Genomic DNA, 25641 nt, shown 5'->3' with positions numbered 1-25641 from the left:
GTGGTGCGGCGGTCCGGCCGAAAGGCCGCTCCGCCCGGTGTGGCTTCAGCTCACGCGCCGAGGTGCTTGCGGAGCCACTGACCCATCTGCTGGATCGCCTCGTCCACCTCGGGTACGCGCCCCGCGCCCAGGACGAACGAGTGCTGTCCCTCGGGCAGCGGGTGGACCTCGGAGGTGACCTTGAAGTCCTTGAGTCGACGGCCCAGTTGGGCGCCGTCGTCGGCGAGGGTCTCGTACTCGCCGTAGTGGACGGTCGTGGGCGGCAGGCCGGTCAGATCGGCGTTCACGAGGCTGATCCTCGGATCGGCGAAGTCCACTCCGGGCTCCTGGAGCCAGGCTCCACGGAAGAGCTCAAGAGTGTTCCTGCTGAGCATCTTGTCGTTGTCTTCGTTCTCGTCCACCGACGCGTTCTGGATGGTGAGGTCGGTCCACGGTGAGACGCTGACGATCGCGCCCGGGGTTGCCTCCCCCTTCGCGAGCAGGCGCAGCGGGAGCATCACCGCGAGAGTGCCGCCGATCGAGTGGCCCGTGCTGCCGATGTTCCGCGGCTCGTAGCCCTGTGAGAGCAGCCAGCGGTAGGCGGTCTCGGCGTCGTCGAGCTGCGCGGGGTAGGGGTGTTCGGGTGCCAGGCGGAAGTCCACGACGAGGGAGCGGGCTCCGGCGGCCTTGGCGATGTGGCCGGCGGCCTTGCGGTCCGAGTGCATGGAGGCGGTGACGGATCCGCCGAAGTGGAAGTGGAGCAGCGCCTTGTCGGGGTCGGCGCCCTCGGGGATGGCCCACAGGGCGGGGACGCCGCCCGCGTCCACCTCGGCGTACGTGACGCCTTCCGGCTCGGTCGACGCCTTGTGGTTCGAGTCGACGATGTCGCGGATGACGGCCAGGTCGAGGCCGGGTGTCGACGACTTCGCGCTCACGCTCGCGAGGAACTCCGCGAACTCGTGTGCCTCTTGGCTTACTCCCATGGTGCTGCCCTACTTTCTTGTCGTGGTTCGGACTGGTCATTCGTAAGATCAGCGGGACCCAGGGGCTCTGGGCATGGCAGATGGTGGTGAGACCGCTTGATGGCTCAAGGAGCTTGGCCACCCGGAGCCCCGCGACGACTCGACCGCCAATTGGGAGATGCGACTCGATCGCTCCTTGTCGGGCGGGTGCCGTGCCGCGTTCCCCCGCGGCGGGCGGGTCGAGGTACTGGTCATGACGCTAGTTGCTGAGTATAAGAAAGTAAACTCAGTAGATCGGAGTCACCTGATGGATGCGCGGAGCCCATGACGGGGCATCGGGCATGGATCCTTCAGGGCGCCTGCCGGGCGGGTCGCGACCTGTGGGCGGACCGCCCGGGGCCGGTGGGGCGAGTGCGTGCGACGCGCCTGTGGGCTGCGTCCGCGCCGGCGATCCGGGGATTCTGCCGCCGCGTCCAGGCTTGGCTTCGGGGCAGTCGTGTGGCGGTGGGTGCGGGCGCGACAGCCGGGCGCCACTGCGCCCGGCCTGCGTCACGCGGGCTTGCCCGCCTCGGCCGGCCGTACCGGTAGGCCTTCGGCTTGCCGGGCAACTGGTCAGGCCGACGGGATTAGCGGCGATCCGACCCCCGGACTGTCCTGTGTCTGCGACCGTGGAGGCGCAAATGACTTCATGGATGAGAAGGCGCGCTTGTCGCAGTCCTGGGACCCGTTGGGCTGGGCCGTCATTGCACACCAGGCATCAGCGACTGCACGAGTGCTACTCCTCGAGGAACTGAATGGCGTGCTTCAGGAAGCGCTCGGGGTTCTGGAACTGTGCTCCATGCCCGGCATCGGGATAGATCAGCAGTTGCGCGTTGGGGATGTTCTGGGCGAGGTGCCAGGAGTTGATCGAGGCGATCATCACGTCGTTCTCGCCGTTGAGGACCAGCGTCGGCTGGGTGATCGCGTTCAGGTGGGCGTAGGGGTTCTCGCCCGGCAGCGGTTCCGCGTAGGCCATGGTCGCTTCGAACTGCGCCTGCGCGACTGCGGGCGAGCTCGGCGGGTCCTGGTCGGCCCGCTGGTGGCGGCGCTCCCAGAAGGCCTTGCCCGCTTGCTTCGCGGCTTCCGAGCGGCCGAAGAACAGGAAGAGGAAGTCCTCCAGGGTGGGGACTGGGTTCAGGGCGTACTGAGGCACCTGGGGGTCACTTGTCGGGTCCCCGCCTCGGAGGCCGGTGCCGAGCAGGAGGAGCTTGCGTACCAGCTGGGGGTGGCGCAGCGTGACCTCCTGCGCCTGGAAACCGCCGAGCGAGAAGCCGAGCAGGTCGACCTGCTCCAGCCCCAGCGCACGGATGACCGCGGCGATGTCGTCGGCCATGTCCTCGATCCGGTTACGAGGCGTGCCCGATGACGAGGCGACGCCGCGGCCGTTGAACAGGATGACCTCCCGGCCTTCGGCCAGGCCGTCGGTGAGCAGCGGGTCCCAGTTGTCCATCCCTCCGCGGAAGTGCTGGACCAGGAAGATCGGGACGCCCGAGGGCTTGCCCCAGCGCCGGTAGGCGAACCGGTCGCCGTCGACCTCGATGTACTGAGTCGGTGCGGTCACATGCGTGTCACTCATGGTCTGAGCCTTTCTGGAGGGGGTGAGTAATACGATGACGATCGTAATCTAAAAAGTCAAGCTCTTTGATGTCGATCGACATCTATGTACGCTGGACCGTCGAGCGTCGACCGAGGAAGGGATGGCTGGACATGCGGGTCACCAAGGCACAGGCAGAGCAGAACCGTGCCCACATCGTCGCGACAGCCTCCAGGCTGTTCCGGGAGCGCGGCTATGACGGTGTCGGCGTAGCAGAACTGATGGCAGCCGCCGGGTTCACCCATGGCGGGTTCTACAAGCACTTCCGCTCCAAGGCCGACCTGATGGCCGAGGCGTCCGCGAGCGGGCTCTCACAGACCGCGGCGCGGGCGGAAGGCCGGGACCCCGCCGAGTTTGTCGAGCTCTACGTCTCCCGGGAGCATCGCGACGGGCGCGGTGACGGCTGCACCATCGCGGCCCTCAGCGGCGACGCCGCACGCCAGCCGGCGGACATCAAAACAGAGTTCGCAGCCGGGATCGAGAAACTGCTGACGGCCCTCCAGGCTCAGAGTGATACGCCGGGGGATGCGGACCCGCGCGCGACCCGCACCATGGTGATCGACATGCTCGCCCACTCGGTCGGCGCGGTCATGCTGTCGCGCGCATGCCCGGAAGGTTCTCCGCTGGCAGACGAAATCCTCGATGTCTGCCGCGAGGAGATTCTCGCGTCACTGACACTCGGCAACGTCGACGGGTCGGAGGCGGGGGGCCCGGAAGCCTGACCGCAGCCGAGTGGTCCTGCCGAGTTGCGCGGCGCGGATCACGGTGACGTACTCGCTGTTCCGGCGCTGAGGATGATGACGTCGTAGTGCGTGCTCATGACGTGCACCCTTTCCTGGGTGCTCGATGGTTGGCTCGTGGGGCGAGTGGTCATGCGGCGCGGTGGTGCGACGCCAGGGTGGCGTGGATCTGGTCGCGGATGTCGGCGAGCACGGCTTCGGCGCTGCGGTGCACGTACATGGTGGCGGTGGTGCTGATGTGGATGATCGCGGTGATCACCCGCGCCAGTGTTGCCGCGTCGGCGGCGCCGATGTGCTCGTCGCGGGTGAGCAGGCCGGTGACGCCGTCCTCAAGGCGGCCGGCAAGGGCCAGACCCGCTTGCCGGTAGGGCTCGGCCGGGTCGCCGAAGACGAGTTCGTGCAGGTATGTGCGGCCGTTCTCGAGCTGCTCCCTCACGCACTCCACCACGGGACGGATGAGAGCCGCGACTCGCTCCAGCGCGCCCTGTCCGACGGCGGCGTTCGCGGCGGCGAGGCCGGAATCGAGGGCGGCGGCGAACTTCTCGTTCTGCACCATGATCAGCAACTCGGCCTTCGTGGACGCGTACAGATAGAGCGTCCCGATCGCGACATCGGCCCGGCGGGCGATCTGCTGCGTCGTGACCCCGTTGACGCCGTGTTCGGCGAACAGCTCGCGGGCTGCGGTCATGATGCGCTCGCGCTTGGCCTGTTTGGCCAGCTCGCGGCGCCCGATCGGCATGTGGCCGCTTCCCATGGGACCTCCCTTGACAATAATTCTGAGTACATTCATAGTTGAGTGTACTCGGGTCGATCGGGCGGGGCGAGACCCGGATGCCGCACCGGGTTGGCTGATCTAATCGCAAACATGGATAAATGAGACAAATTCTAGGAGTGGCGCCCCATGAGAGCGTTCGTCGTCACCAAGTACAAGGAGCCGCTGCAGGAGGCGGACGTCCCCGAACCCACCGTGGGGGAGCACGACGTGCTGGTGCGGGTGGAGGCCGCCGGGCTGAACCCGCTGGACGAGAAGATCCGCGCCGGTGAGTTCAAGCAGATCCTGCCCTACAAGCTGCCGCTGATCCTGGGCAACGATGTCGCGGGCACCGTCATCCGCGTCGGGACGGCGGTTCGCGGCTTCCAGCCCGGAGACGAGGTCTACGCCCGGCCCGACCAGGACCGCATCGGCACGTTCGCCGAGCGCATCGCCGTCGCGGAAGGCGACCTGGCGCTCAAGCCCGCCTCGATCAGCATGAATGAGGCCGGCTCGCTGCCGCTGGTGGCGCTCACGGCGTGGCAGGCGCTGGTGGAGCGCGGGAGGGTGCGGCCCGGGCAGAAGGTTCTCATCCACGCCGGCGCCGGCGGGGTCGGTTCGATCGCGATCCAGCTCGCCGCGCACCTCGGGGCGCACGTCGCCACGACCGCCAGCGCTTCCAACGCGGACTTCGTGCGCGCGCTCGGCGCGGACACGGTGATCGATTACCGCACCCAGGACTTCGAGCAGCTCCTGACCGGCTACGACCTCGTGCTGGACAGCCTCGGTGGGGAGACTCTCGAGAAGTCCCTGCGCGTGCTCAAGCCCGGCGGCAAAGCCATCGGGATCGCCGGCCCGCCGGAGCCCGCGTTCGCCCGCGAGGCCGGCCTGAACCCGCTGCTGCGCCTGGCGGTCGCCGTCCTGAGCCGCAAGATCCGCAGGCAGGCGAAGAAGCTCGGCGTGACGTACGAGTTCCTGCTCATGCGCGCCAACGGCGACCAGCTCCGCCAGATCACCACCCTCATCGACGAAGGCGTGGTGCGCCCGGTCGTGGGCAAGGTGGTCCGCTTCGACCAGACCCCGCAGGCGCTGCAGTCCCTGTCCCAGGGCGGCATCCGCGGCAAGGCCGTCATCGCCAACAGCTGACCCAGCTCACCCCGCCGCAACCGCGACGGGCGACACAAAACACACAGCGACACAGAACAGATCAGGAGAATCCGTCATGAGCAGCACCGACACCCCGAACGAAGCCGTCATCACCTCCTACGCGAAGGCCCCGGCCCGAACCGTCAGCGCCGGCGGCGTCAGCTACGCCTACCGGGAGCTGGGACCGAAGGGCGGCATCCCCGTCGTCTTCTTCGTCCACCTCGCCGCGACCCTGGACAACTGGGACCCCCGCATCATCGATCCCATCGCGAAGGGCCGTCACGTCATCGCCTTCGACAACCGCGGTGTCGGGGCATCCACCGGCCAGGTGCCGGACAGTGTCGAGGCGATGGCCGACGACGCCTACACCTTCATCACGGCGCTCGGGTACGACAAGATCGACGTCTTCTCCTTCTCCCTCGGCGGCATGGTCGCCCAGGCCCTGGTGGTCAAGCACCCCGAGCTCGTCCGCAAGCTCGTCCTCACCGGCACCGGCCCCAAGGGCGGCAAGGACATGGACAAGGTCGCCAGAGTCACCTACTACGACATCCTGCGCGCCACGTTGACCCGCTCGGACCCCAAGGAGTTCCTGTTCTTCAACCGCAACGCCACCGGCAAGCCCGCCGCACGCGCGTTCGTCAACCGGCTCAAGGAGCGCACCGTCGACCGCGACGCGGACATCAAGACCAAGGCGTTCCAGACACAGCTGAAGGCGATCAAGAAGTGGGGGCGCTCCGCCCCCGACGACCTGTCGTCGATCACGCAGCCCACCCTGATCGCCAACGGCGACAACGACCGCATGGTGCCGTCGGTCCTGTCGGAGGACCTGCACCAGCGCATCAAGGGCAGTGAGCTGATCATCTACCCCGACTCCGGACACGGCGGCATCTTCCAGTACCACGACCGGTTCGCCCCCGTGGCGGTCAAGTTCCTCGCCCCGTGACAACGCGTCGGGCCAGGAAGGGAAGGGCACCATCATGAGCACGTCACCGGCTGTCGCGCCCCTGGCAGTGAAGAAGCCTCTCACCTCCTCGATCCTGCTGTGGGTGCGGACCGACCAGCCCCGCCAGGCCGGCATGGACCACTGGAAGGGCCCGCACTCAGGGATCATCTCCGCCACCCCGGGCCTGGAGGAGTACCGACAGATCCACCTCGCCGAGCACAACCCCGGCCGGTGGCCGGCCACCGACGGGGTCCAGACCACGATCCCCGCGGAACGGAAGATCGACGGCGTCGCGGAAGTCACCTTCCAGTCGGCGCTCGCACCCCTGAAAGGGCGCAAGCAGACGAAGCTGGCCTACGCCGACGAGATCAACGTGTTCCGCCGCACCCTGCTCTACACCGGCCCGCCGAACTCCTCCCGCTGGTACGACGTAGCAGGACCCGGACAGCCGGTCGGTGCCCGCACTCTCATCTACCTGCGCCGCAGGGACGGGGTCGGCGCCGGCGCCTTCCGGAAGTTCGTCAACGAGCAGCTCACCCCCGCGCTCGCCGCCACCGGAGTGCTGAGGGAACTGCGCACCCAGACGTTCCTGCCCTGGAGCGAAAAGCTCTGGGACACCCCGCACGTCGCCCACGACAACCCCCACGACCAGCGCTTCCACGCCTCGGTCAGCCTCGGGTTCGCCGACACCGCGGCACGGGACGCCTTCTTCACCGGCCACGCGATCGAGGACCTGTCCGACCGGCTGGCATCGCAGGTCTCCGCGATCCATGCCTACGACGTGACCGCCGCCCTCACCTACGTCAAGAACGGCGAGATCCTCCCGCACTACGAGGAGTGAGCGGCGCGCCGACGGGAAGCGGGACCGCCGGATCTGCTCGGCAGATCCACCGCCCCGGCTTCCCGGCCCTCCTCACGCACCCGTCGCCATCTGTTATCCACCACCCATCTGGAGCCAGCTATGAGCGAGCCCAGCACCATCCAGTACGAGCGCACCTCACCGCAGATCGCGAAGATCACCTTCGCCAACCCGCCCGTCAACCTCATCGTCGGCGAGACCGTCCTGCGCCTTATCGAGATCGTCACCGAACTGGCCACCGACCCGGACATCCAGGTCGTGGTGTTCGACAGCGCCACCCCCGACTTCTTCTACAACCACTTCGACCTGGCCGCCGCCGCCGACTTCCCCGCCTCCGAGGACCCGGACGCGGTGCCGGCCTGGACGAATCTGGTCCTGGAACTCTCCAAAGCGCCCTACATCACCATCGCGGTCATCCGGGGACGCACCCGCGGCGGCGGCAACGAGCTCGCCCTCGCCCTCGATCTGCGCTACGCCAGTCGTGAGAAGGCGATCTTCGGACAGCCCGAGGTCGGCAGCGGACTGCTGCCCGGCGGCGGCGGCAGCGAACGCCTGCCCCGGGCCATCGGACGCGACCGCGCCCTGGAAGCCATCCTCACCAGCGACGACTACGACGCCGACACCGCCGAGCGCTGGGGCTGGGTCACCCGCGCCCTCCCCGACAGCGAACTCGACGCCTTCGTCACCACCGTCGCCGCCCGGCTCGCCTCCTTCGACCGCACCTCACTCGCCTCGGCCAAAGCCCAGATCAACCGGGCATCCCTGCCCCCGGACGCGGACCTGGTCGCCGCGTACGGCGAGTTCAGCCACTCCCTCACCCTCCCCGGTTTCCTCACCCGCGCCGCCGGCACGCAGGCCGTCGTCGAACAGGCCGGCATCGACTTCGAGTACCGTCTCGGGCACTACATCGGCATCGCCAACCAGCAACGCTGACACCCGGCAGGAAGCGAGGACGGACGTGGCCGATGCCGCGTCCGTCCTCGTTTGCCGCGGGGCCCACCTGATTTCCGATGTCTTCGGCACTGTGGTAGACCGGCGCATCAGCATCGCGGGTGAATTCGAACGCGACGGCGCCCTCTCTGGCCACGGACCGATTGGCCAGGACTCACGACCCAGTGGCGCAGCCTGTACCCGCCGACACTGCTGCGAGTGGTGGCGGGGGAAGTGCCCCGGCGGTCGCTGGAGGAACTACACCGGATGATGCGCGGACGAGTGCGTGCCGAGCATGGCCTGACCAAGGCTTCACCGACACCGACCGGGCCGAACTCGCGGGGTGCCTGGCACCGCCTGAGCCCGTGGCCCGACAGCCGCGATGGTCTGTCACCACGGTGGCGCCCCGCTGCTGACCGGGCTGCTGCCGGATCGAGCGCCGATGTCATCCACCGCTCGACGGCCGCGACGGTGCACCTCTTCTCGACACCGGCCAGCCAAGAACGCCATGGATCACGCGGTTCCGACGTCAGGAGATCACATCGGGACCGAAGGACAGGCTCAGGCGCTCGTGCCGCGCAGGTCCGGGTAGAGCGCCTCGACCGGGCCGCTCAGGGCTGCCTTGACCCCCTGGGTCAACTCGTCGGCCAGGACCTCGTACTCGCCGGCCTCGACCGCGTCGTAGACCGTCGTCACCAGCTGCGCGGGCAGCATCTTGGGTCCGTCGGCGTGCGCGGCCATGTCGGTGTCGACGTAGCCCATGTGCACACCCGTCACGTGGACGCCCAGGGGTGCGAGCTCGAGGCGCAGCGAGTTGGTGGCCGACCACAGTGCGGCCTTGGACGCGCTGTAGGCGCCGCCGAAGGCGTACCAGCTGGCAACGGAGTGCACGTCGACGAGGACTGACCCCTGCTTGGCGGCGAGGATCGGTGCGAAGGCGCGGGCGAGGAGGACCGGTCCGAAGAAGTTCGTCTCCATGTTCGCCCGGATGTCCACCTCGGTGACGTCCAGCAGGCTTGCGCTCGGCGGGGTGGCGCCCGCGTTGTTGATGAGCACGGTGACATCCGCCGCGGCGGCGACGGCCGCGTCGATCGACGCGCGGTCGGTCACGTCAAGGGTCAGGGGGACGATGCGTTCGTCGCTCCAGGCGCGGGGGGTACGGGCGGTGGCGTAGACCTTGGCGGCGCCGCGGGCCAGGGCCTCGTGGACGAAGTGGGTGCCGATACCGCCATTGGCGCCGGTGACGAGGACGACTGCTCCATCGAGGGAGGGCATGGGTTCCTGCTTTCCGAGGGGGATGTGAAGTACGTGGCTGCGCACGGATGGAGCAACGGCACGTCGCCCCGCGATGGGAGAATGAACGGAGCCACATTCGAGCCCACATGGCATTGAGTACAATCATAACTGATTTCAGTCAGAATCTATTCCTGGAGGACGCGGCCATGCCTGTCGGACGGCGCGAGCGGAACAAGCAGGAGAAGTTCGACCGCATCGTCGCTGCCGCGACTGAGTTGTTCGCCGAGCACGGCGTCGATGAGGTCACGACCCAGCAGATCGCCGACAAGGCCGACATCGGCACCGGAACCCTGTTCCTTTATGCCAAGACCAAGGGCGAACTCCTCCTGCTGGTGCAGAACGCCAAGTACGCCGAAGCGCTTGAGCGGGGCCGGGCGGGCGCCGAGGGCGTCCCGGGCGTGCTGGACGCGGTGATGGCGATCGTCCGGCCGATCGTGGAGTGCAACCGCATCCAGATCGACAACGGACGTACCTACCTGCGAGAGATGGTCTTCGGCGACCCCGAGGAGCCCCGGCACGGCGCGGCACTCGCCATCGTCGCGCAGACCGAGGAGGCCATCGCCGCCGTGCTGCGCCGGGACGAGCGGGTCACGGAGGGCGACGCCGCGGCGCTGGCGCACATCGTGTCGGCCGTGATGTTCCTCAGCATGGCGGTGAGCGTGAACATCGGCTTGAGCATCGAGGAGATCCTGCAGGACATCCGCAGGCAGGTCGACGTCCTGCTGCCTTGAAGCACGGCCGCCTCGTTCCAGGCGATCATCAGGATCGTTTTCGGCTACGCCATGGCTCTGATCCTGACCACCGCGACCAGGCGGCGGCTGTGGTTCGATCGGCGGGATTCCTCCGCACCTGCATCTCGCCGGTGTTTACTCCAGAAGCAGTTCATCGGCCCGTTCGGCGACCTCTTGCCGTAGCGCGGCCCACAGGGCGCGCACGGCGGCGTGTGTCACCGCTTCCCGGCGGACGGCCAGGGTGATGGGGAGCCGGATGTCGATCTCGTCGGGGAGCAGTCGGCGCAGTTGCGTCCGCTGAGTCAGGAAGGCAGGCAGGACGCCGATGCCGGCTCCCTGCTGGGTGGCTTCGAGCTGGGCGAAGACGTTCGTCGAGGAGAACGCCGGGGTCATGCCGGGAAGGTGGCGTTCGATGTCGAGGTCGCCGACCTGCAGCATCGACTCGATGTAGAAGATGAGCGGGTGCTCGCGCAACTCGGCCAGCGACTTTGGCCGGCCGTACTTGGCCAGGTAGTCGTCGCAGGCGTAGAGACCCAGCGTGTAGTCGGTGAGGTGCTCGGTCACCAGGCGGCTGCCGGCGGGAACGCCGATGACTACGGCGAGATCGAAACCGGACGGGCGCAGGGCGAGCTGCCGTGTCGCGGTGATGAGTTCGACCTGGAGCTGGGGATGGTGGCGGCGCACTCGTACGAGGGCGGGTGTGGCGAAGGCGGTGCCGAAGCCGTCGGGCGCGCTGACGCGCACCGTGCCGTGCAGGGACAGCGAGTCCTGGCCCTCCACGGTGTCGACGACGCGGTCGATGGCCTCCTCGATCACGCGCGCGCTGTCCGAGATGGCTCTTCCGATCTCCGTCAGCGTCCATCCGTCCGGGCCGCGCTCGATGAGGCGCAGGCCGATGCTCTTCTCCAGTGCGGCGACACGGCGTGACACGGTGGTGTGGTCCACCCCGAGCGCGTCGGCGGCTGTCACCAGGCGTCCGGTACGGGAGACCGCGAGCAGGTAGCGCAGGTCGTCCGCGCGGAGGCGGCGCGGATCGATGGAGCGAGGCGAGCCGGCCGGCCGTGGAGCGGGGCTCTCGTCCGGGGAGTGGGGATGCACAGTCCCACCGTATCTGCGTTTCTGCACAGTGGGTGTGCGCCATTGGTGGTTGTTTGCACACGGTGCGCGGCCGCACAGTCGGGGCAGCGGGCGCGACACGCTCCGCTGTTCTTGCCGAAAGGGCCGCCATGGTTGCCAGCCTTTCCCTCCCGCGGATCCTGCGCGTCGGCGGCGGTGCCGTCGGCGAGCTGGGTGACGTCGTCGCAGGGTTGGGCCTGCGCCGCCCCTTGCTGGTGACGGACGCGTTCCTTGCCGGGACGGGTGTGGCGGAACGCTTGATGTCGACGCTGAGGGGTGCCGGGCTACAGCCGTGCCTGTTCGCCGGTACCGTCCCGGATCCGACGACCGACTCGCTCGAGGCGGGCCTGGCCGTGCTGCGGGAACACGGGGCGGACTCGGTGATCGGGTTCGGCGGTGGCAGCCCGATGGACACCGCCAAGGCCCTCGGTCTGCTGGGCGTCCAGGGCGGCCGGATGCGGGACTACAAGGCCCCGCACACCAGCCTCGGCCCGGCGCTTCCGGTGATCGCGGTCCCGACCACCGCGGGCAGCGGCTCGGAGGCCACCCAGTTCACCATCATCACCGACAGCGCGACGGACGAGAAGATGCTCTGCCCGGGGCCGGCGTTCCTGCCGGTCGCCGCCGTCGTCGACTTCGAACTGACCCTGTCGATGCCGCCCCGGCTGACCGCCGACACCGGAGTCGACGCGCTCACCCATGCCGTCGAGGCATACGTGAGCCGCAAGGCCAACCCCTTCTCCAACGGCCTGGCCCTGAACGCGATCCGCACCATCGGCCGCCACCTCCGCCGCGTCTACACCGACGGGTCGGACACCGAGGCGCGCGAGGCGATGATGCTCGCCGCGACCCAGGCCGGCATCGCGTTCTCCAACTCCAGCGTGGCGCTCGTGCACGGTATGAGCCGTCCGATCGGCGCTCACTTCCACGTCGCCCACGGTCTGTCGAACGCGATGCTCTTCCCCGCCGTGACCGCGTTCTCCGTGCCCGCCGCCGAGAGCCGATACGCCGACTGCGCCCGCGCACTCGGAGCCGCCAACGACGGCGACAGCGACACCCTGGCCGCCGACAAGCTCGTGGAGGCGCTCCGAGCCCTGTGCCAGGATCTTGAGGTGCCCACCCCTCAAGCCCACGGCATCGACAAGGACGAGTGGTTCCGACTGTCGCCCCTCATGGCAGAGCAGGCGCTCGAGTCCGGATCCCCAGCCAACAACCCCGTCGTACCCACCGTGGACGAGATCCAGGATCTCTACGCGCAGATCTACGCCTGACATCCGGCGAGTGAGGAACCGTGATGGCCACGACAGCCAGGTCCACGCGGAGTGCGAGATGACGAGCCATGACTGATACCGCTGAGGTCGAGGTTCTCATCGATGTACACCGAGGCGTGGGCCGGATCCTGCTGAACCGGCCCAAGGCGCTCAACGCCCTGACGACGAGCATGGTCGGCGCCATCGACGGCGCACTCGCCGCATGGGAGCACACCCGCCTGTCCGCCGTGGTGCTCGCCAGCACCAGCACGAAGGCGTTCTGCGCCGGCGGAGACATCCGCACGATCCGAGAGCACAGTGTCGCCGGGGATGCCGCGGCCAGTGAAGGGTTCTTCGCCTCCGAGTACCGGCTCAACGCCCGAATCGCCGAGTACCCCGTGCCGGTGGTGTCGCTCATCGACGGGCTGTGCATGGGCGGCGGCCTCGGTCTGTCCGTCCACGGCGGCTTCCGCGTCGTCACCGAGCGCGCGGTACTGGCGATGCCCGAGACCGGGATCGGATTCTTCCCGGACGTCGGAGCCAGCTACTTCCTGCCGAGGCTGCCCGGCGCCATCGGCATGTACCTGGGACTGACCGGGCACCGCCTCGACGCGGCTGATGCCCTGTACACGGGGCTGGCCACACACTTCGTCCCCAGCGATCGGCTCGCCGCGGTCGCGGACGCATTGGCCGACAGCCCTGGTGACCCGGTGGACGTCGTCCTGAACCGTCTTGCCTGCCCTTCCCCGGTGGCGGAGAGCAGGCTGGCGGACGTACGCGGTGACGTGGACTGGGCGTTCGGTGCGCCGACCCTCGGTGAGATCGAGAAGCGCCTGCACGACCTCGACACCCCCTGGGCCGCAGCAGCGCTGGCTGCCCTGGAGGCGGCCTCGCCGCAGAGCCTGGAGATCACTCACGCCTTGCTCGGGCGGGGCAGGCAGTCCACGTTGCGCGAATGCCTCGCCATCGAACTCGCTCTCGCCCGCACGACCATCCGCACGCCGGACTTCCTGGAGGGCGTCCGTGCGGCTCTGGTCGACAAGGACCGCAGTCCCCACTGGCAACGTGCGTCGCACGGCGGAGGGACGCTGCAGTCCTGAGTAATTCCGAGGGGTCGGGAGGGACGCGGAGCCGTCCATGGCGCCGGTGCGTGGTCGGTGCAAGCCTGTCAGGCCCTGTCCGTCATGAGCGGCGATTACCGCGAGCCGTAAGAGGGTTTCGCCTGGCGCGGTGAAATCTCGGTCTCTCCGCCTCGGCGGGCTCGCACAGGCGCGGTGGTTCGGAGTCGTGACCCAGCCTGACGCGCAACGGGTGCGAGGTATCGACCATGGCTTGGGGCGGCGTAGCGGCCCGGCCTGATCTCAGTCGCCGTCGGGCACCATCGAGACCACGACCTTGCCGGCCTTGGTGCGGCCCTGCTCGACGTACGCCATCGCCTCGAGCGACTGGTTGAACGGGAAGGTCCTGTCGACGACCGGGCGGAGCTTCCCACTGTCGTAGAGGGCGCTGAGCTTGCGCAGCTGGGAGCCGTCGGCCTGCATGAAGAAGAACTGGTAGTGCACGCCCAGCGCCTTGGCCTGCTTGCGGACCTTGCGGCTGAGCGTGTTCATCACCAGGCCCATGAACGAGGGGGCGCCGAGCTGCTTGGCGAACCCGGCGTCCGGCGGGCCGACGACACCGATGGCCAGACCGCCTGGCTTCAGCACCGTCAGGGACTTCTCGAGGTTCGCCCCACCCAGGGAGTCCAGCACCAGGTCGTAGCCGGACAGCACCTTCGAGAAGTCCTCCTTGGTGTAGTCGACGACGATGTCGGCGCCGAGGCTCCTGACCAGCTTCTCCGTGTCGGTACTCGCGGTCGTGGCGACGGTGGCACCGAGGTGCTTGGCGAGCTGGATGGCCGTGGAGCCGAGGCCACCGGCACCGGCGTGGATGAGCACCTTCTGCCCCGGCTTCACGTGGGCCCGGTCGACGAGGATCTGCCAGGCGGCCAGGGCCACCAGCGGCACCGCGGCCGCCTCTTCGAAGGTGAGTGAGGCCGGCTTGGGCGAGACGTCGTCCTGGTCGATCGCGATGAACTCCGCGAAGCCGCCGATCCGCAGGTCGCGCGGACGGGCGTAGACCTCGTCGCCGACCTTGAAGCCGCGCACGGCGGAACCGACCCGGGTCACGACGCCGGCCACGTCGTGGCCGAGCACGAACGGGGGCTTGTACTTCAGGAGTTGCTTGAACTCTCCGTTGCGGACCATCTTGTCCAGCGGGTTGATGCTGGCAGCGCTCACTCTGACCAGGACGTCGCGGTCCCCGACGGTGGGCTCGGGTACCTGTGCGGCGCGGGCGCCGTCCTTGCCGTACTTCGCGACAACGAATGCCTTCATGTCGGCCGCCTTTCTGGGAGGCCCCGCTTCGCGTGCGCGGCCGGATTGATGTGCCAGTTGTGACGCTACTGGCTGAGTATAGGAAAGTAAACTTAGATGAGGTTAGTATCACCCTATGGATGTATGGACCGAAGCTCTTCAGGACTCCGGCATGGACCTCCGTCTCGACCGGGACATGTCGAACTGCTCGATCGCGCGGACCCTCGAGGTCGTGGGGGAGAAGTGGACGATCCTGATCCTCCGCGAGGTCTGGTACGGCTCGTCCCGCTTCGGCGACTTCGAACGCGTCCTGGGCTGTCCTCGCAACCTGCTCGCGGCGCGACTCCGGATGCTGGTGGAGGAAGGGATCCTGGCCACCGAGACCTACAAGGAGCCGGGTGCGCGGAGCCGGCCGAAGTACGTGATCACCCCGAAGGGCATGGATCTCGTGCCGGCCGTGATGGGGCTCCTGCAGTGGGGCGACCGGTATCGCGCCGATCCGGAGGGGCCGGCCGTGCTGACGCGGCACCGTGGGTGCGGCGCGCACGTCAACGTCCACGTTCGCTGCGAACAAGGCCACTCTGTGCGGGAGGAAGACATCGAGAGCGTTCCTGGGCCCGCTTTTCGCATGAAGGCCGCCGAGTGAGCTGAACGCGGTTGCGTCGGGCGACCGGCGCGACATCGCTGGCTGTAGACGAGGGTGCCGGGTGGAGGGCCTCAGCCTCTCGGGGTGTGCTCGCTCCGTCTGGCCCGGGCCTGGTGGAGGCGGGCCTTGGTGCGGTTGCCGCAGCGCGCCATGGAGCACCAGCGGCGGTTGTGGGCAGGGGAGCGGTCCAAGAAGCGCAGGGCGCAGGTCTCCGCGCCGCAGACGCGTACGCGCCGGATCTCGGCGGACAGAAGTAGATCGACGGCATCCTGGGCGACGAGCGCCAAGGCGACCGCGGGGTCGGTGGCCAGGTTCGTGGTGCCGGCAGGCTCCAGGCGTCCGTCCGTGATGGCGATCTGCAGGGCGGGGCGCGGGGCCTGCGCTGCTGATCGGTTGAGCGCCATGATGTCGTCGGTTGCGGGCAGCCGACCGTCTGCGACCGCCAGTACGGCCCGGTCGACCGTCTCGCGCAGTCGGCGGCCCGACGCCAGGACGGCGGCAGCGGCGGAGCGTGGAGGGTCCGGTGCGAGCAGCCCGGCTTCTTGAAGCCAGAGGACCAGGTCGCCCGAACTCTGCAGTGTCTCCGTCGGCGGTGTCCGCCAACGGTTGCGCAGGGTGTTGAGGAGGTCCAGGCAGACCCGCCCGCCGTCCCAGATCCATATGCCGTCCGTTGCCACGTCCCTATTCTGCACGTTAGCGTAACCCTCTAAGAGGGTTAGTACGTGCTAGGAGGCGGATCCATGGGACAGCCGACAGTGGCGACCGGAGTGAGTCAGGTGGACGGGGTCCGTCTGCACTACCTCCGCGCGGGATCCGGCCCTCTGCTCGTCCTGCTCCACGGCTGGCCGCAGACCTCCGACTGCTGGCGGCCGGTGTTGACGGATCTCGCCGCCGACCACACCGTCGTAGCACCTGACCTGCGCGGTTACGGCCTGAGCGACAAGCCCGCGACCGGCTACGACAAGCGACGGATGGCCGCCGACATTGCCGGCCTCGTCGAAGTGCTCGGCTTCGAGAAGGCCGCGGTCGTGGGGCACGACCGCGGTGCGCGGGTGGGGCATCGCTGGGCGCTGGACCGCCCGGAGCAGGTGGAACGGCTGGCCGTGCTCGACATCGTGCCCACCCGGGAGATGTTCCGCCGCCTGGACGCCTCGCTTGCCTCCGGGTATTGGCACTGGCTGTTTCAGATGCAGCCCGATCTGCCCGAGCGGCTGGTGGGGCATGACATGCGGGGGTATCTCGAGTACTTCTTCGAGCGGTGGACCTACAACCGCCACGGACTGACACCCGATGCAGTCGACGGGTACGTACGCGCCTTCTCCCGTCCGGGTGCCATGCGCGCGAGTTTCGACGATTACCGGGCCATGGAGCAGGACATTGCGCTGGACGACATCGACGCCTCCGCGGGTCGCCGCCTCGCCATGCCGGTGCTGGCGTTGTGGGGTGCCGCAGGGCTGCCGGCCCGTTTGCCGACGCTGGAGATCTGGCGCGACTACGCGGATGACGTCACGGGTGCCGAGATCCCGGAATGCGGTCACTTCATCCCGGAAGAACAGCCGGAGGCGCTGTTGGCGCACTTGCGCCCGTTCCTGGCCGGAGAGACGAACCGCTGACGCCGTCGCGGTGACGGACATTGCGTCCCTCCGGAGGGTGCGCACCGGCCGCATGGGCAAGTCGTCGGAGGGGCTTCGGCCACCGTGCGATGCCCCCGCGTGCGGCGAATGAGCTTGAAGCGTGAAGGACGGGAGCGCCGGGGGGTGGCCCGGCTGCAACAGGCTGGGCCACCCCCGGAGTGGAGCTCAGATTGCGACCGATGCGCCGGCCGGTGCGTCTTCCGTGGCAAGGCAGGCAGCTGGGCCGTCAGCCCCGTGCCGCCGGGGCATCAGGAGAGCCAAGGCCGCCGCCAGGCCGACCGCACAGGCACCGATCCAGAGCGCCGGCACCAGCCCGTTCACGAACAGTGAGGCCGATGCGGTCGGACAGGTGCGGCCCATAACCTCGACTGTGCTGATCAGGACCCTGCAGGGACGGCGGTGTGGCCTGCCCGCAAGGAGCCTTTGTCGATCTTGCCGACCGCGTTCTTCGGGATGGCTTCCACCACGACGTATGAGGCCGGGCGCTTGAAGCCGGTCAGGCTGCGCGCGCAAAGCGCTTCGAGCGCCGCGGGGTCGATGGTCGAACCAGGCCGGGGCTGAACGTAGGCGGCCACCACCTCGCCCCACTTCTCGTCGGGTACGCCGATCACTGCGGCCTCGAGGACCGACGGGTCGCTGGCGAGCACGTCCTCGATTTCCTTGGGGTAGATGTTCTCCCCACCACGGATGATCATGTCTTTCGAGCGTCCGACCAGGGTCAGATAGCCCTCGGCGTCGAGGTGGCCCACGTCGCCCGTGTGCAGCCAGCCGTCGACGACGACCCGGGCCGTGTCGTCCGGACGGCCGAGATAGCCGCGCATGATGTTGGGGCCCCTCAGGACGACCTCCCCGTCCGTGCCCGGCGCCGCCTCGGTACCGTCGGCGTCGAGGATCCGGATCTCCTGGCCGGGGAAGGGAAGCCCCACGGTTCCCGCGCGACGGGGTCCCGCGACGGGGTTGATGGTGGAGCCGCAGGTTCCTTCGGAGAGCCCGTACCCCTCGACGAGGGGAAACCCGTACCGGGCCTCGAACCGGGCCAGCAACTCGGCGGAGGCAGGTGCGGCGCCGCAGACCGCGAACCTCACCGACGATGTGTCGGGCCGAACGTCGTCGGGGAGTGCCGCGAGCATGCTGTAGATCGTCGGGACGGCGCTGAAGAAGGTGGGGCGCTCCTGTTCGACGAGGTCGAAGAAGCGGTGGGGGTCGAACCGGCGGCCCGCGATGACGACACTGGCGCCGGCAAGAAGCGGCGTCAGGATGCTTACCACAATGCCGTTCACGTGGAAGAGCGGCAGGATCAGCAGGCAGCGGTCGCTCGGCCCCAGCTCAAGAGCCTGGCGTCCCATCTCCACCATGGCGTCGATGTTGGCGTGGTCGAGCATCACGCCCTTGGGCACCCCGGTCGTGCCGCTGGTGTAGATGAGGAGAGCCAGCGCGGACGAGTCCGGACGCGGTGCCCGATCCCACTCCGGCGCCTGATGTTCGCTCAGTTCACCGACGGCGAGTGTGGCCAGGCCCGCCGTGGTTTCCGAACCGTCCTCGACCACGAGCAGGCGCGCACCGGAGTCCTTGAGCTGCCGGACCACTTCGACATCGGTCATGCTCGGGTTGACCGGCGTGATGGTGGCGCCGAGCCGCCAGGCGGCGAACAGCAGAAGGACGAACTCGACGCGGTTCGTCAGCTTGAGGGCGACGACGTCACCGGGACCGATTCCGAGATCGTGGAGCTGGCGCGCCGTCCGGAGGACGCCGCTCAGCAGTTGGGCGTTGGTGAAGGACTGCCGCCCGTCTGAGACTGCGGCCCCCTGGGGGTCGACCTCGGCTCGGCGATCGGGCAGAGAAGCGAAATTCATGGCGTGCATACCTGTCTCGGTGTGATGCGATCCGGTCAAGTCGTCGATGCGGCGGGTGCCGGGTGCAGCTGGCGGGCGAGGAACTCGATCTGGTCGCGGACCAGTTCCTCGAACGTCTCGCCTGTGTAGAAGTCGAAGTGACCGGCGTCGTACCGCTTGATCTCTCCCTGGGGCGCGGTGCGCGCGTACCGCAGGGTCTGGGCGGGAGGTGTGACCGAGTCGGTGTTGCTGACGCAGAAGAGGATCGGCATGGCGACCTTCTTCGCGGCCCGACCGGGCCGGTAGCCGGCGATGGTCGGGATCACGCGTGCCGCGACCTCGTTGCGGAACGTCTTCCCGGGTGGCTGCAGCGCCTGGTATCCGGGGAGGGCGTCCGGAGCGTTCATGAGGGCCGGCGAACCGGGGGCGGCGGCGATCGGCACCATCGCGGGCGCCTTGCCGCGCACTCTGGCCGTCAGATCCCGGGCGAGCACCGGAGTCATTCTGAGCGAGGCGACCGGGCCGAGCGCGAGCGCGGAGGCGAGGCCGTCGGTGAACGGGCACTGGGCCACGGCCGCGCGCAGTTCGGGATGCCGGGAGGCGACGGTGATGGCGTGGCCGCCTCCGAAGGAACTGCCCCACACCGCGACGCGTGCGCGGTCGACATCATGGCGTGTCCTGACGTAGGCGAGGGCGGAGTCCCAGTCGGCCAGCTGACGCCTGATCGACAGGAGCTGGCGAGGGTGGCCGCCGCTGTCCCCGAAGTGTCGGTACGTGAAGGCCAGGGAGGCGATGCCGGCCTGCGCGAAACGCTCGGCGAAGGCGTCAAGACGCATCTCGCGGGTCGCACCCAGGCCGTGTCCGAGAACGACGACGGGCGGGGAGACGACACCTGTGGGCAGGTAGAGCCAGCCGGCGCAGGTGCTGTCGCCGGAGGGGAAGGTGACGTTGTGCCGGATGAAGGGCTGCGGAGCGGTCATGTCGGTCACCGTCCATTCGCCGGGCGGCGTCCGGGCACGCTGCCCGAGGCGAGCGCCTGCGCGTACGTGTCCGGGCTGTAGAGCGGGAGCTCGCCGGTGGCCTCTGTCGTGTCCTGGTAGTCGAGCATCAGTTCCTGCCCCTCCTTGGACATGACTCTGGTGAAGAACTCGGCGCGTTCGACGTGCAGACCGTCCTCCAGCGACATCGAGCCGCCGAAGTACACCGACCGCTTGGCGGCCTCGACCGACCCCTTCGGCCGCTTGCCGAAGCGTTCTGCGAGTTCGATGGCCTGTGCGACCACCTTGTCCTGCGGAACGACCTGGTCGACCGCCCCGTTGGCGAGAGCCTCCGCAGGCGTGAAGGGCTTGCCTTCGAGGATCGCGGCCAAGGAACGGTGGGTGCCGATCAGGCGGGTCAGCCGTTGGGTGCCGCCTCCGCCCGGGATGATGCCGAGGAGGATTTCCGGCTGGCCGATGAAGAAGTCCCCGTCGGCCATGACCCGCAGATCGCATGCCCAGGCGAACTCCGCGCCGAGGCCGAGAGCCGAACCGTTGAGGGCGGCGACGAAGAGGACACCGCTGCGGTTCATCCGGAGGAACGTCGTGTGCAGGCGCTCCAGTTGGAGGGCACCTCGCATCGGAGTCTTGCGCATCAAGGTGCCCAGGAGACGAGATCGGTCCACGTGCTTTGCCATGCGCACGACGGCGGCGGCCCCACGGCGGCCGACCGTAGGGCTGGCTGCGCCCTCTTCTTGAAGCCATCGGACCGCGGCATGGCTGACGAACCGTTCGGGATGCGCCCCAGTGAACACGACGGCACGAATGTTCGGATCGCGGTCGGCCCGGTCCACCAGTTTGTCCAGCTGGGTGGAGATGTCGAGGCCGAACTCCTGGTGTGGGCCGCCGTCGACCCGGACGATCAGGACGGCTCCCCGGACCTCGATCTCGAGATGGCCCTTGTCTTTGTACGGCATGAAGTCTGCTCCCGTGCTGAGTTCATGGAGGGGTGGGAAAGTGCGTGGGGACAGTTGCGGCCGCGGTGTGGCAGTGATGAGGTCGGGATCGCCCCGGGGGTTGTGTCCGCGCAGGCGGCATGAGACTGGGCAGCGCGCGACAACGTGTCCAGAGACGTACGCCGCGTCCGTGACGACATGTCGCCCACTATGTGTAACATTGCCGTGAAGAGTTAGATAACCAAGTTATTTTGAATGTGTCAACGGTGGAAGCAGGCGAGACATGGCAGGGCGGGCGAGGGTCGAAGACGCGCAGGAGCGACTTGTCCAGGCGGCCATCGGTCTGCTGGCCGAGCAGGGGCCGTCGGCCATCAAGGCGCGCACGGTGGCTTCCGCGAGCGGACTGTCGACCATGGTGGTCTACAGCCACTTCGGCGGGATCCCTGAGCTGATGAGCGCCGTTGCCGACCATGGGTTCAAGGAACTCGGTAGAGCTTTTGCCCAGGTGCCGATGACTGAGGATCCGATCGCGGAACTCTTCGCCATGGCCTTGACGTGTCGCCGAATGGCCCACGATAACCCTCACCTCTACGACCTGATGTTCGGCCTGTCCACTCGCGCGACATACCGGCCGCTGTCGGACACGGACCTTCGCCTGAGCGGGCATTCACCGGGATTTCGAGAAGCCCACGCCCATGTCGCCGCGGCGTGCGAACGGTTCGTGCGCTCCGGCAGGGGCCGGCAGCAGCGACCCGAGGCCGTAGCCGCTCAGCTGTGGAGCTTTGTACACGGCTACATCACCCTTGAACTGGCCGAGCACTTCGTCGAGTTCGACGACGCGGTGGCGCAGGTGCTTCTACCGATGGGTGTGAACTTCTCTGTCGGCCTGGGTGACAGGCGTGAACGTGCCGAGGCCTCGCACGAGGCCGGCGCGCGCTTGTACGACTCCATCGTCCAAGGCCTGTGAGAAGGGGGGCGGCCGGGTGCCGCCCCTTGCGCTCCGCGCTAGGGCGACCTGGTCTCCACGGTGGGGCTGTTGGTACCCGGCGTGAGTTGGTCATGCCTCCCCAATGCCTCGACCTCCCGTTCCAGGGACGGAACCGCGCGGGCCGCGAAACGCCGAGCCCAGGGCCAGGTCAGCGGCGAGTTCAGTGCCCCCTTGGCCCAGTTGGCCACGGCGACGGCGCGCGGGACGTACACGCGGCTGCGTCGGCGCACGAGCCCGTCGACGATCGCAGCGGCAGCCCGGTCGGCGCTGGTGGTGACATTGCCCGGATAGGGCAGCCGTCGGCGCAGCCCCTGGAACGAGGGGAGGTCTGCCTCGGCTCCCCGGACGAGGTCCGTGTCGATCCAGGAGGGGTGCACGAGGCCGACCGTGACCCCGAGGTGTGCCACCTCCTGGCGGTAGGTCAGGGCGAGCAACTCGACCGCGGCCTTGCTCGCGCCGTACGAGGCCATCGCGGCCAGCGGCATGAAGGAGAGCGCGGACGCCACGACCAGTACATGGCCCCGGCTGCGCTCCAGATGGGGCGTCGCGTACTTGAGGGTGCGGAACACCCCGTTCACATTGACGTCCAGGACCCGTTCGAACGACGCGTCATCTGTCTGCCGCACCGTTCCGTACGCCACGACGCCGGCATTGGCGAGGACGAGGTCGACGCCGCCCATGACCTCCGCGGCCCCATCGATCGCTGACCGGAGGGCGGCACCGTCACGCACATCGGCCTCACACCATGAGGCGGCGGGGCCCAGATCATCGGCGAGGTCGCGCAGTCGATCGGACTCCAGGCCGATCAGGGCCACACGAGCCCCTCGGGCGGCGGCCAGGCGGGCCACCTTCTCGCCGATCCCACGTGCCGCTCCGGTGACAACCAGCTTTCTGCCCAGCAAGTCACGTTTCATGGCGGAAACATAACTTCGTTATTTACGGAACACAAGGCATCGCACGCAGGTTCCGTACTTGCTGTAGCTGCTGGGTCTCATGACTGGACGAACCTATGCTGGCTGTCATGAGGCGGACATCCTTTGCTCAGTGGCCCTGCTCGATCGCGCGGACCATGGACCTGCTCGGGGACTGGTGGACGCCGTTGGTGCTGCGCGAGGCGTTCTACGGGATCCGGCGGTTCGACGCGTTCCAGGAGTCGCTGGGGATCGCACGCAACACGCTCACGGACCGGCTGCGCCGGCTGGTGGAGGAAGGGCTGCTGGAGAAGCGGCCGTACCAGGCGGAGCCGGTTCGCTACGACTACGTGCTCACCGAGAAGGGGCGCGACTTCTACGGCGTGCTGCTGGTGATGAATCGCTGGGGGGACCGTTGGCTGGCTGGTGAAGCGGGCCCGCCGGTCGCCATGCATCACGAGGTGTGCGGGGAGGACACCCATGCCGAGGTGGTGTGCGCCGCCTGTGGTGAGCCGATGACCGCAGACAACACCCGGGTTCGGATGGGCCCTGGCTATCCGCCGCACCTGGCCGAGCGGCCGGATGTGAAGGAGCGTTTCGCGGGCTGACTCAGTGGTTCAGCCGATCCGCACTCACCCTTGACAGGTAAGTCTATCTACGCAACTTTACAGGTCACAAGCTCATGTGGGTGTCTTTGGCGAGAGGCTGCGGGATCATGGAGTGGACGGGCGCGCGCTATGCGGACAAGCCGACGGTTGAGGTCCACACCTGGATCGCCGCCCCATCGACAGAGGTGTGGACGCTGGTGTCCGACATCGAGCTGATGCCGCGCCTGAGTCCCGAGCTGCAATCGGTCGAGTGGCTGGACGGCGGAGGCGGACCTGCCCTGGGGGCCCGATTCATCGGCCGGAGCACTCATGAGTCCTTGGGGGAGTGGGCCACCACGTCCCACATCGTCGAGTGTGAGCCGCCGAGGAGGCTCGCCTGGGCGGTGGAGGACCCGTTGAACCCGACAGCGATCTGGCGGTTCTCGTTGGAGCCGCAGGACGGCGGCACTCTGCTGCGGGAATGGATGCAGATGGGGCCTGCCCGCTCGGGTCTCTCCTTCGCCATCGACCGTATGCCGGAGAAGGAGCAGAAGATCGTCTTCGTGCGCATGCGGGAGTTCGAGGCCAACATGATCGCCACTGTCGAGGGGATCAAGAAGCTGGCTGAGGGTGCCGGGGCCTCTGGCGAGGCGACTCTCTGATGCGCACCTCTACCACGATCGAAGCCTCCGGCGCCGATTGGCAGGAGATCGTCGACTACGTCACCGAGGCGGAGAAGCTCGGTCTGGACATCTGCTGGGTGGCTGAGGCGTGGGGCTCCGAGGCGCCCTCGCCGCTGGGCTACCTCGCCGCGAGGACCGAGCGCATGCTGCTCGGATCGGGAATCATCCAGCTCGGCACCCGCACGCCGATGGCCATCGCCCGCGCCGCGATCACGCTGTCCCGGATTTCCGACGGGCGCTTCCTTCTCGGACTCGGACCCTCCGGGCCGCAGGTGATCGAAGGGCTGCACGGAGTGCCCTTCGACCGTCCGCTGTCACGGATGCGAGAGACCGTCGAGATCGTGCGGCGGGCCGCGTCGGGGGAGAAAGTCGCCTACTCCGGGCGGGAGTTCCAGATCCCCCTGCCGGGCGGGGATGCCAAGCCCATGCGGCTGTCGATACGCGCCGAGTACGACATCCCGGTCTACCTGGCGACCCTCTCCCCGAAGATGCTGCACCTGACCGGTGAGATCGCGGACGGCTGGCTGGGCACCAGTTTCGTACCCGAGGGCGCCAAGGAGGCGTACTTCGACCACCTGGACCAGGGCCTGGCTGCCGCTGGTCGCAGCCGCTCGGACCTGGACATCTGCCAGGGCGCCGAGGTCGCCTTCGCCGAAGACGAGGACGCGCTGTGCGCCATGGTCGCCGGGCGCAAGAAGGAGCTTGCCTTCAGCCTCGGCGGTATGGGCTCGGCGACCACGAACTTCTACAACAGCGCCTACAGCCGCCAGGGTTGGGCCGAGGTGGCGGCCGAGGTCCGGACACGTTGGCAGGCGGGGGACCGGGACGGCGCGGCCGGCCTGGTCACCGACGAGATGGTGCTGGCGACCACGCTGATCGGAACCGAGGACATGGTGCGCGAGCGGCTGCGCGTGTGGCGCGACACCGGTGTCGACACCGTTCGCTTCTATCCCGCCGGCGAGACCCTCGCCGCCCGACTCGCGACCTTGGGCCGGGCCATCGACCTGGTCCGCGACATCGAGGATGAGGCGGCACAGTAGGGACGGGCTATGCCGGCCAACGAGGGCCGCTCAGTGGCGGCGCCGTCGACGGGGTCCCGGTCAGGTCAACCGGGGGCGCTGATGTCGTCGGCGGCCAGGCCCGACATCAGCAGGGTGATCGCGCGGAACGTCCTGGCCAGGGCCTCTTCCCGATCCGCCGCGGCGGCGATGATCTGGTTGCCCTCGCACAGGCCTGCCAAGAGCAGCCGGGCGACGGTGGGGACGGGCACATCCGGTTGCAGGTCGCCGCGTTCGGCCAAAACGGTCAGGAGCCGTTCGATCGGCGGTTGGGCGACGGTTTCGTTGATGTGCCGGTACCGCTCGCCCAGGACCGCGGGTGCCTGAGCCATCAGCTCGCGGTGCAGGGGGTCGTCGATGGTCCGCCGCAGGAAGACGTGCGTGAGGTCGGCCACCGCGGTCATGGCGGGCTCGTCCGGCGTGGCCCGGACCGCCTCGGACGTCGCGTCTCCCAGAGCCCCGACCTGCTGAATGAGCTCCGTGTACAGCTCGGCGAACATCGCCTTCTTGTCCGGGAAGTGGTGATAGAAGGTGCCCTTGCTCACCAGCGCCGCCCCGGTGATGGCCTCGACCGACGTGCCCGCGAAGCCGTTGTGGACGAACAGTTTGCGCGCGGTCGCCACCAGGTCCGCCCGGGTCTGCTCCGCGTACATCTGGCGTCGGTTTGGCCCTCTCATGT

Annotated in this window: 26 protein-coding genes; 14 read left to right on the top strand and 12 right to left on the bottom strand. The window is 68.4% G+C overall.

The window, feature by feature from the left end; translation table 11 throughout:
• Positions 1–50: 50 nt before the first annotated feature.
• A complete protein-coding gene (locus ACFXC1_RS41755) occupies positions 51–962 on the bottom strand; it encodes an alpha/beta hydrolase (protein ID WP_381253076.1) in 912 nt (303 codons plus the stop codon).
• Positions 963–1716: 754 nt separating this feature from the next.
• Positions 1717–2556 carry an alpha/beta fold hydrolase gene (locus tag ACFXC1_RS41750; RefSeq protein ID WP_381253074.1) on the bottom strand — a complete coding sequence of 280 codons (840 nt, stop codon included), beginning with the start codon at positions 2554–2556 and terminating at the stop codon, positions 1717–1719.
• Positions 2557–2624: 68 nt separating this feature from the next.
• Between ACFXC1_RS41750 and ACFXC1_RS41745 the strand changes: the two genes are divergently transcribed.
• The gene (locus tag ACFXC1_RS41745; RefSeq protein WP_381253071.1) at positions 2625–3296 is read left to right on the top strand and encodes a TetR/AcrR family transcriptional regulator; all 672 of its coding nucleotides are present in this window, start codon (positions 2625–2627) and stop codon (positions 3294–3296) included.
• 148 nt (positions 3297–3444) lie between these two features.
• On the opposite strand, the gene ACFXC1_RS41740 is transcribed toward ACFXC1_RS41745, so the two are convergent.
• The gene (locus ACFXC1_RS41740; protein ID WP_381253068.1) at positions 3445–4068 is read right to left on the bottom strand and encodes a TetR/AcrR family transcriptional regulator; all 624 of its coding nucleotides are present in this window, start codon (positions 4066–4068) and stop codon (positions 3445–3447) included.
• A gap of 147 nt (positions 4069–4215) precedes the next feature.
• Between ACFXC1_RS41740 and ACFXC1_RS41735 the strand changes: the two genes are divergently transcribed.
• The 4 genes from ACFXC1_RS41735 (at position 4216) to ACFXC1_RS41720 (ending at position 7946) form a co-directional block, all read left to right on the top strand.
• Positions 4216–5211, top strand: coding sequence for an NADP-dependent oxidoreductase (locus tag ACFXC1_RS41735; protein ID WP_381253066.1), 996 nt, complete (start codon positions 4216–4218; stop codon positions 5209–5211).
• 76 nt (positions 5212–5287) lie between these two features.
• Positions 5288–6154: an alpha/beta fold hydrolase gene (locus ACFXC1_RS41730; protein ID WP_381253064.1), complete on the top strand. Its 867-nt coding sequence runs from the start codon at positions 5288–5290 to the stop codon at positions 6152–6154.
• 34 nt (positions 6155–6188) lie between these two features.
• On the top strand, positions 6189–6995 hold the full coding sequence (locus ACFXC1_RS41725) for a strictosidine synthase (RefSeq protein WP_381253061.1): 807 nt from the start codon (positions 6189–6191) through the stop codon (positions 6993–6995).
• A 120-nt stretch (positions 6996–7115) separates the two neighbouring features.
• Positions 7116–7946 (top strand): enoyl-CoA hydratase/isomerase family protein, encoded by an 831-nt coding sequence (locus ACFXC1_RS41720; protein ID WP_381253059.1) that lies wholly within the window; start codon positions 7116–7118, stop codon positions 7944–7946.
• A gap of 558 nt (positions 7947–8504) precedes the next feature.
• Here ACFXC1_RS41720 and ACFXC1_RS41715 read toward each other — a convergent pair.
• Positions 8505–9218, bottom strand: a complete 714-nt coding sequence (locus tag ACFXC1_RS41715) for an SDR family oxidoreductase (RefSeq protein WP_381253056.1) — start codon at positions 9216–9218, stop codon at positions 8505–8507.
• A gap of 167 nt (positions 9219–9385) precedes the next feature.
• Between ACFXC1_RS41715 and ACFXC1_RS41710 the strand changes: the two genes are divergently transcribed.
• Positions 9386–9970 (top strand): TetR/AcrR family transcriptional regulator, encoded by a 585-nt coding sequence (locus tag ACFXC1_RS41710; RefSeq protein WP_381253053.1) that lies wholly within the window; start codon positions 9386–9388, stop codon positions 9968–9970.
• 135 nt (positions 9971–10105) lie between these two features.
• On the opposite strand, the gene ACFXC1_RS41705 is transcribed toward ACFXC1_RS41710, so the two are convergent.
• The gene (locus tag ACFXC1_RS41705) at positions 10106–11068 is read right to left on the bottom strand and encodes a LysR family transcriptional regulator (RefSeq protein ID WP_381253050.1); all 963 of its coding nucleotides are present in this window, start codon (positions 11066–11068) and stop codon (positions 10106–10108) included.
• Between the two features lie 128 nt (positions 11069–11196).
• Between ACFXC1_RS41705 and ACFXC1_RS41700 the strand changes: the two genes are divergently transcribed.
• Both ACFXC1_RS41700 and ACFXC1_RS41695 read left to right on the top strand, forming a co-directional pair.
• The gene (locus ACFXC1_RS41700; RefSeq protein WP_381253047.1) at positions 11197–12357 is read left to right on the top strand and encodes an iron-containing alcohol dehydrogenase; all 1161 of its coding nucleotides are present in this window, start codon (positions 11197–11199) and stop codon (positions 12355–12357) included.
• A 68-nt stretch (positions 12358–12425) separates the two neighbouring features.
• Positions 12426–13436, top strand: a complete 1011-nt coding sequence (locus tag ACFXC1_RS41695) for an enoyl-CoA hydratase/isomerase family protein (protein ID WP_381253044.1) — start codon at positions 12426–12428, stop codon at positions 13434–13436.
• A gap of 261 nt (positions 13437–13697) precedes the next feature.
• Here ACFXC1_RS41695 and ACFXC1_RS41690 read toward each other — a convergent pair whose 3' ends face one another.
• Positions 13698–14711: an NADP-dependent oxidoreductase gene (locus ACFXC1_RS41690; RefSeq protein WP_381253041.1), complete on the bottom strand. Its 1014-nt coding sequence runs from the start codon at positions 14709–14711 to the stop codon at positions 13698–13700.
• Between the two features lie 115 nt (positions 14712–14826).
• Here ACFXC1_RS41690 and ACFXC1_RS41685 point away from each other — a divergent pair, with 115 nt between their 5' ends.
• On the top strand, positions 14827–15336 hold the full coding sequence (locus ACFXC1_RS41685) for a winged helix-turn-helix transcriptional regulator (RefSeq protein WP_381253038.1): 510 nt from the start codon (positions 14827–14829) through the stop codon (positions 15334–15336).
• A gap of 71 nt (positions 15337–15407) precedes the next feature.
• On the opposite strand, the gene ACFXC1_RS41680 is transcribed toward ACFXC1_RS41685, so the two are convergent.
• On the bottom strand, positions 15408–16013 hold the full coding sequence (locus ACFXC1_RS41680; RefSeq protein ID WP_381253036.1) for a CGNR zinc finger domain-containing protein: 606 nt from the start codon (positions 16011–16013) through the stop codon (positions 15408–15410).
• Positions 16014–16076: 63 nt separating this feature from the next.
• Here ACFXC1_RS41680 and ACFXC1_RS41675 point away from each other — a divergent pair, with 63 nt between their 5' ends.
• Positions 16077–16949 carry an alpha/beta fold hydrolase gene (locus ACFXC1_RS41675; protein WP_381253033.1) on the top strand — a complete coding sequence of 291 codons (873 nt, stop codon included), beginning with the start codon at positions 16077–16079 and terminating at the stop codon, positions 16947–16949.
• 398 nt (positions 16950–17347) lie between these two features.
• Here ACFXC1_RS41675 and ACFXC1_RS41670 read toward each other — a convergent pair whose 3' ends face one another.
• From ACFXC1_RS41670 to ACFXC1_RS41660, 3 genes are read right to left on the bottom strand one after another with little or no spacing between them, the layout of a single operon-like run.
• The gene (locus ACFXC1_RS41670) at positions 17348–18823 is read right to left on the bottom strand and encodes a class I adenylate-forming enzyme family protein (protein WP_381253030.1); all 1476 of its coding nucleotides are present in this window, start codon (positions 18821–18823) and stop codon (positions 17348–17350) included.
• Between the two features lie 35 nt (positions 18824–18858).
• Positions 18859–19782: an alpha/beta hydrolase gene (locus ACFXC1_RS41665; protein WP_381253027.1), complete on the bottom strand. Its 924-nt coding sequence runs from the start codon at positions 19780–19782 to the stop codon at positions 18859–18861.
• Between the two features lie 5 nt (positions 19783–19787).
• On the bottom strand, positions 19788–20756 hold the full coding sequence (locus ACFXC1_RS41660; RefSeq protein WP_381253025.1) for an enoyl-CoA hydratase/isomerase family protein: 969 nt from the start codon (positions 20754–20756) through the stop codon (positions 19788–19790).
• 262 nt (positions 20757–21018) lie between these two features.
• Here ACFXC1_RS41660 and ACFXC1_RS41655 point away from each other — a divergent pair, with 262 nt between their 5' ends.
• Positions 21019–21702, top strand: coding sequence for a TetR/AcrR family transcriptional regulator (locus tag ACFXC1_RS41655; RefSeq protein ID WP_381253022.1), 684 nt, complete (start codon positions 21019–21021; stop codon positions 21700–21702).
• A 38-nt stretch (positions 21703–21740) separates the two neighbouring features.
• Here the strand turns inward: ACFXC1_RS41655 and ACFXC1_RS41650 are convergent, their stop codons facing one another.
• Complete coding sequence (locus ACFXC1_RS41650; protein ID WP_381253019.1) at positions 21741–22637, bottom strand: short-chain dehydrogenase/reductase; 897 nt, start codon at positions 22635–22637, stop codon at positions 21741–21743.
• Between the two features lie 155 nt (positions 22638–22792).
• Between ACFXC1_RS41650 and ACFXC1_RS41645 the strand changes: the two genes are divergently transcribed.
• The 3 genes from ACFXC1_RS41645 to ACFXC1_RS41635 all read left to right on the top strand — a co-directional run bounded on the left by ACFXC1_RS41645 (position 22793) and on the right by ACFXC1_RS41635 (position 24944).
• A complete protein-coding gene (locus ACFXC1_RS41645; RefSeq protein WP_381253016.1) occupies positions 22793–23242 on the top strand; it encodes a winged helix-turn-helix transcriptional regulator in 450 nt (149 codons plus the stop codon).
• Positions 23243–23349: 107 nt separating this feature from the next.
• Entirely contained in the window at positions 23350–23883 is a 534-nt protein-coding gene (locus tag ACFXC1_RS41640; protein ID WP_381253343.1) for an SRPBCC family protein, read from the top strand.
• The gene (locus ACFXC1_RS41635; RefSeq protein WP_381253014.1) at positions 23883–24944 is read left to right on the top strand and encodes an LLM class flavin-dependent oxidoreductase; all 1062 of its coding nucleotides are present in this window, start codon (positions 23883–23885) and stop codon (positions 24942–24944) included. Before ACFXC1_RS41640 ends, ACFXC1_RS41635 begins: the two co-directional genes overlap by 1 nt.
• A 65-nt stretch (positions 24945–25009) precedes the next feature.
• Here ACFXC1_RS41635 and ACFXC1_RS41630 read toward each other — a convergent pair whose 3' ends face one another.
• Complete coding sequence (locus ACFXC1_RS41630; protein WP_381253012.1) at positions 25010–25639, bottom strand: TetR/AcrR family transcriptional regulator; 630 nt, start codon at positions 25637–25639, stop codon at positions 25010–25012.
• Positions 25640–25641 lie beyond the last annotated feature (2 nt).

Source organism: Streptomyces hokutonensis, assembly GCF_042751305.1.
GTDB classification, from domain to species: domain Bacteria; phylum Actinomycetota; class Actinomycetes; order Streptomycetales; family Streptomycetaceae; genus Streptomyces; species Streptomyces hokutonensis_A.
The sequence above is the reverse complement of the archived record's forward strand: the minus strand, read 5'-3'. Positions and strand labels throughout refer to the sequence as shown.

Coding starts and splice junctions, on each gene's coding strand:
- ACFXC1_RS41700 (WP_381253047.1), top strand. CDS start 11,197: ATGGTTGCCAGCCTTTCCCTCCCGCGGATCCTGCGCGTCGGCGGCGGT.
- ACFXC1_RS41635 (WP_381253014.1), top strand. CDS start 23,883: ATGCGCACCTCTACCACGATCGAAGCCTCCGGCGCCGATTGGCAGGAG.
- ACFXC1_RS41710 (WP_381253053.1), top strand. CDS start 9,386: ATGCCTGTCGGACGGCGCGAGCGGAACAAGCAGGAGAAGTTCGACCGC.
- ACFXC1_RS41650 (WP_381253019.1), bottom strand. CDS start 22,637: ATGAAACGTGACTTGCTGGGCAGAAAGCTGGTTGTCACCGGAGCGGCA.
- ACFXC1_RS41630 (WP_381253012.1), bottom strand. CDS start 25,639: ATGAGAGGGCCAAACCGACGCCAGATGTACGCGGAGCAGACCCGGGCG.
- ACFXC1_RS41655 (WP_381253022.1), top strand. CDS start 21,019: ATGGCAGGGCGGGCGAGGGTCGAAGACGCGCAGGAGCGACTTGTCCAG.
- ACFXC1_RS41755 (WP_381253076.1), bottom strand. CDS start 962: ATGGGAGTAAGCCAAGAGGCACACGAGTTCGCGGAGTTCCTCGCGAGC.
- ACFXC1_RS41695 (WP_381253044.1), top strand. CDS start 12,426: ATGACTGATACCGCTGAGGTCGAGGTTCTCATCGATGTACACCGAGGC.
- ACFXC1_RS41720 (WP_381253059.1), top strand. CDS start 7,116: ATGAGCGAGCCCAGCACCATCCAGTACGAGCGCACCTCACCGCAGATC.
- ACFXC1_RS41640 (WP_381253343.1), top strand. CDS start 23,350: ATGGAGTGGACGGGCGCGCGCTATGCGGACAAGCCGACGGTTGAGGTC.
- ACFXC1_RS41735 (WP_381253066.1), top strand. CDS start 4,216: ATGAGAGCGTTCGTCGTCACCAAGTACAAGGAGCCGCTGCAGGAGGCG.
- ACFXC1_RS41690 (WP_381253041.1), bottom strand. CDS start 14,711: ATGAAGGCATTCGTTGTCGCGAAGTACGGCAAGGACGGCGCCCGCGCC.
- ACFXC1_RS41730 (WP_381253064.1), top strand. CDS start 5,288: ATGAGCAGCACCGACACCCCGAACGAAGCCGTCATCACCTCCTACGCG.
- ACFXC1_RS41715 (WP_381253056.1), bottom strand. CDS start 9,218: ATGCCCTCCCTCGATGGAGCAGTCGTCCTCGTCACCGGCGCCAATGGC.
- ACFXC1_RS41725 (WP_381253061.1), top strand. CDS start 6,189: ATGAGCACGTCACCGGCTGTCGCGCCCCTGGCAGTGAAGAAGCCTCTC.
- ACFXC1_RS41740 (WP_381253068.1), bottom strand. CDS start 4,068: ATGGGAAGCGGCCACATGCCGATCGGGCGCCGCGAGCTGGCCAAACAG.
- ACFXC1_RS41745 (WP_381253071.1), top strand. CDS start 2,625: ATGTCGATCGACATCTATGTACGCTGGACCGTCGAGCGTCGACCGAGG.
- ACFXC1_RS41665 (WP_381253027.1), bottom strand. CDS start 19,782: ATGACCGCTCCGCAGCCCTTCATCCGGCACAACGTCACCTTCCCCTCC.
- ACFXC1_RS41660 (WP_381253025.1), bottom strand. CDS start 20,756: ATGCCGTACAAAGACAAGGGCCATCTCGAGATCGAGGTCCGGGGAGCC.
- ACFXC1_RS41685 (WP_381253038.1), top strand. CDS start 14,827: ATGGATGTATGGACCGAAGCTCTTCAGGACTCCGGCATGGACCTCCGT.
- ACFXC1_RS41670 (WP_381253030.1), bottom strand. CDS start 18,823: ATGAATTTCGCTTCTCTGCCCGATCGCCGAGCCGAGGTCGACCCCCAG.
- ACFXC1_RS41675 (WP_381253033.1), top strand. CDS start 16,077: ATGGGACAGCCGACAGTGGCGACCGGAGTGAGTCAGGTGGACGGGGTC.
- ACFXC1_RS41750 (WP_381253074.1), bottom strand. CDS start 2,556: ATGAGTGACACGCATGTGACCGCACCGACTCAGTACATCGAGGTCGAC.
- ACFXC1_RS41645 (WP_381253016.1), top strand. CDS start 22,793: ATGGACCTGCTCGGGGACTGGTGGACGCCGTTGGTGCTGCGCGAGGCG.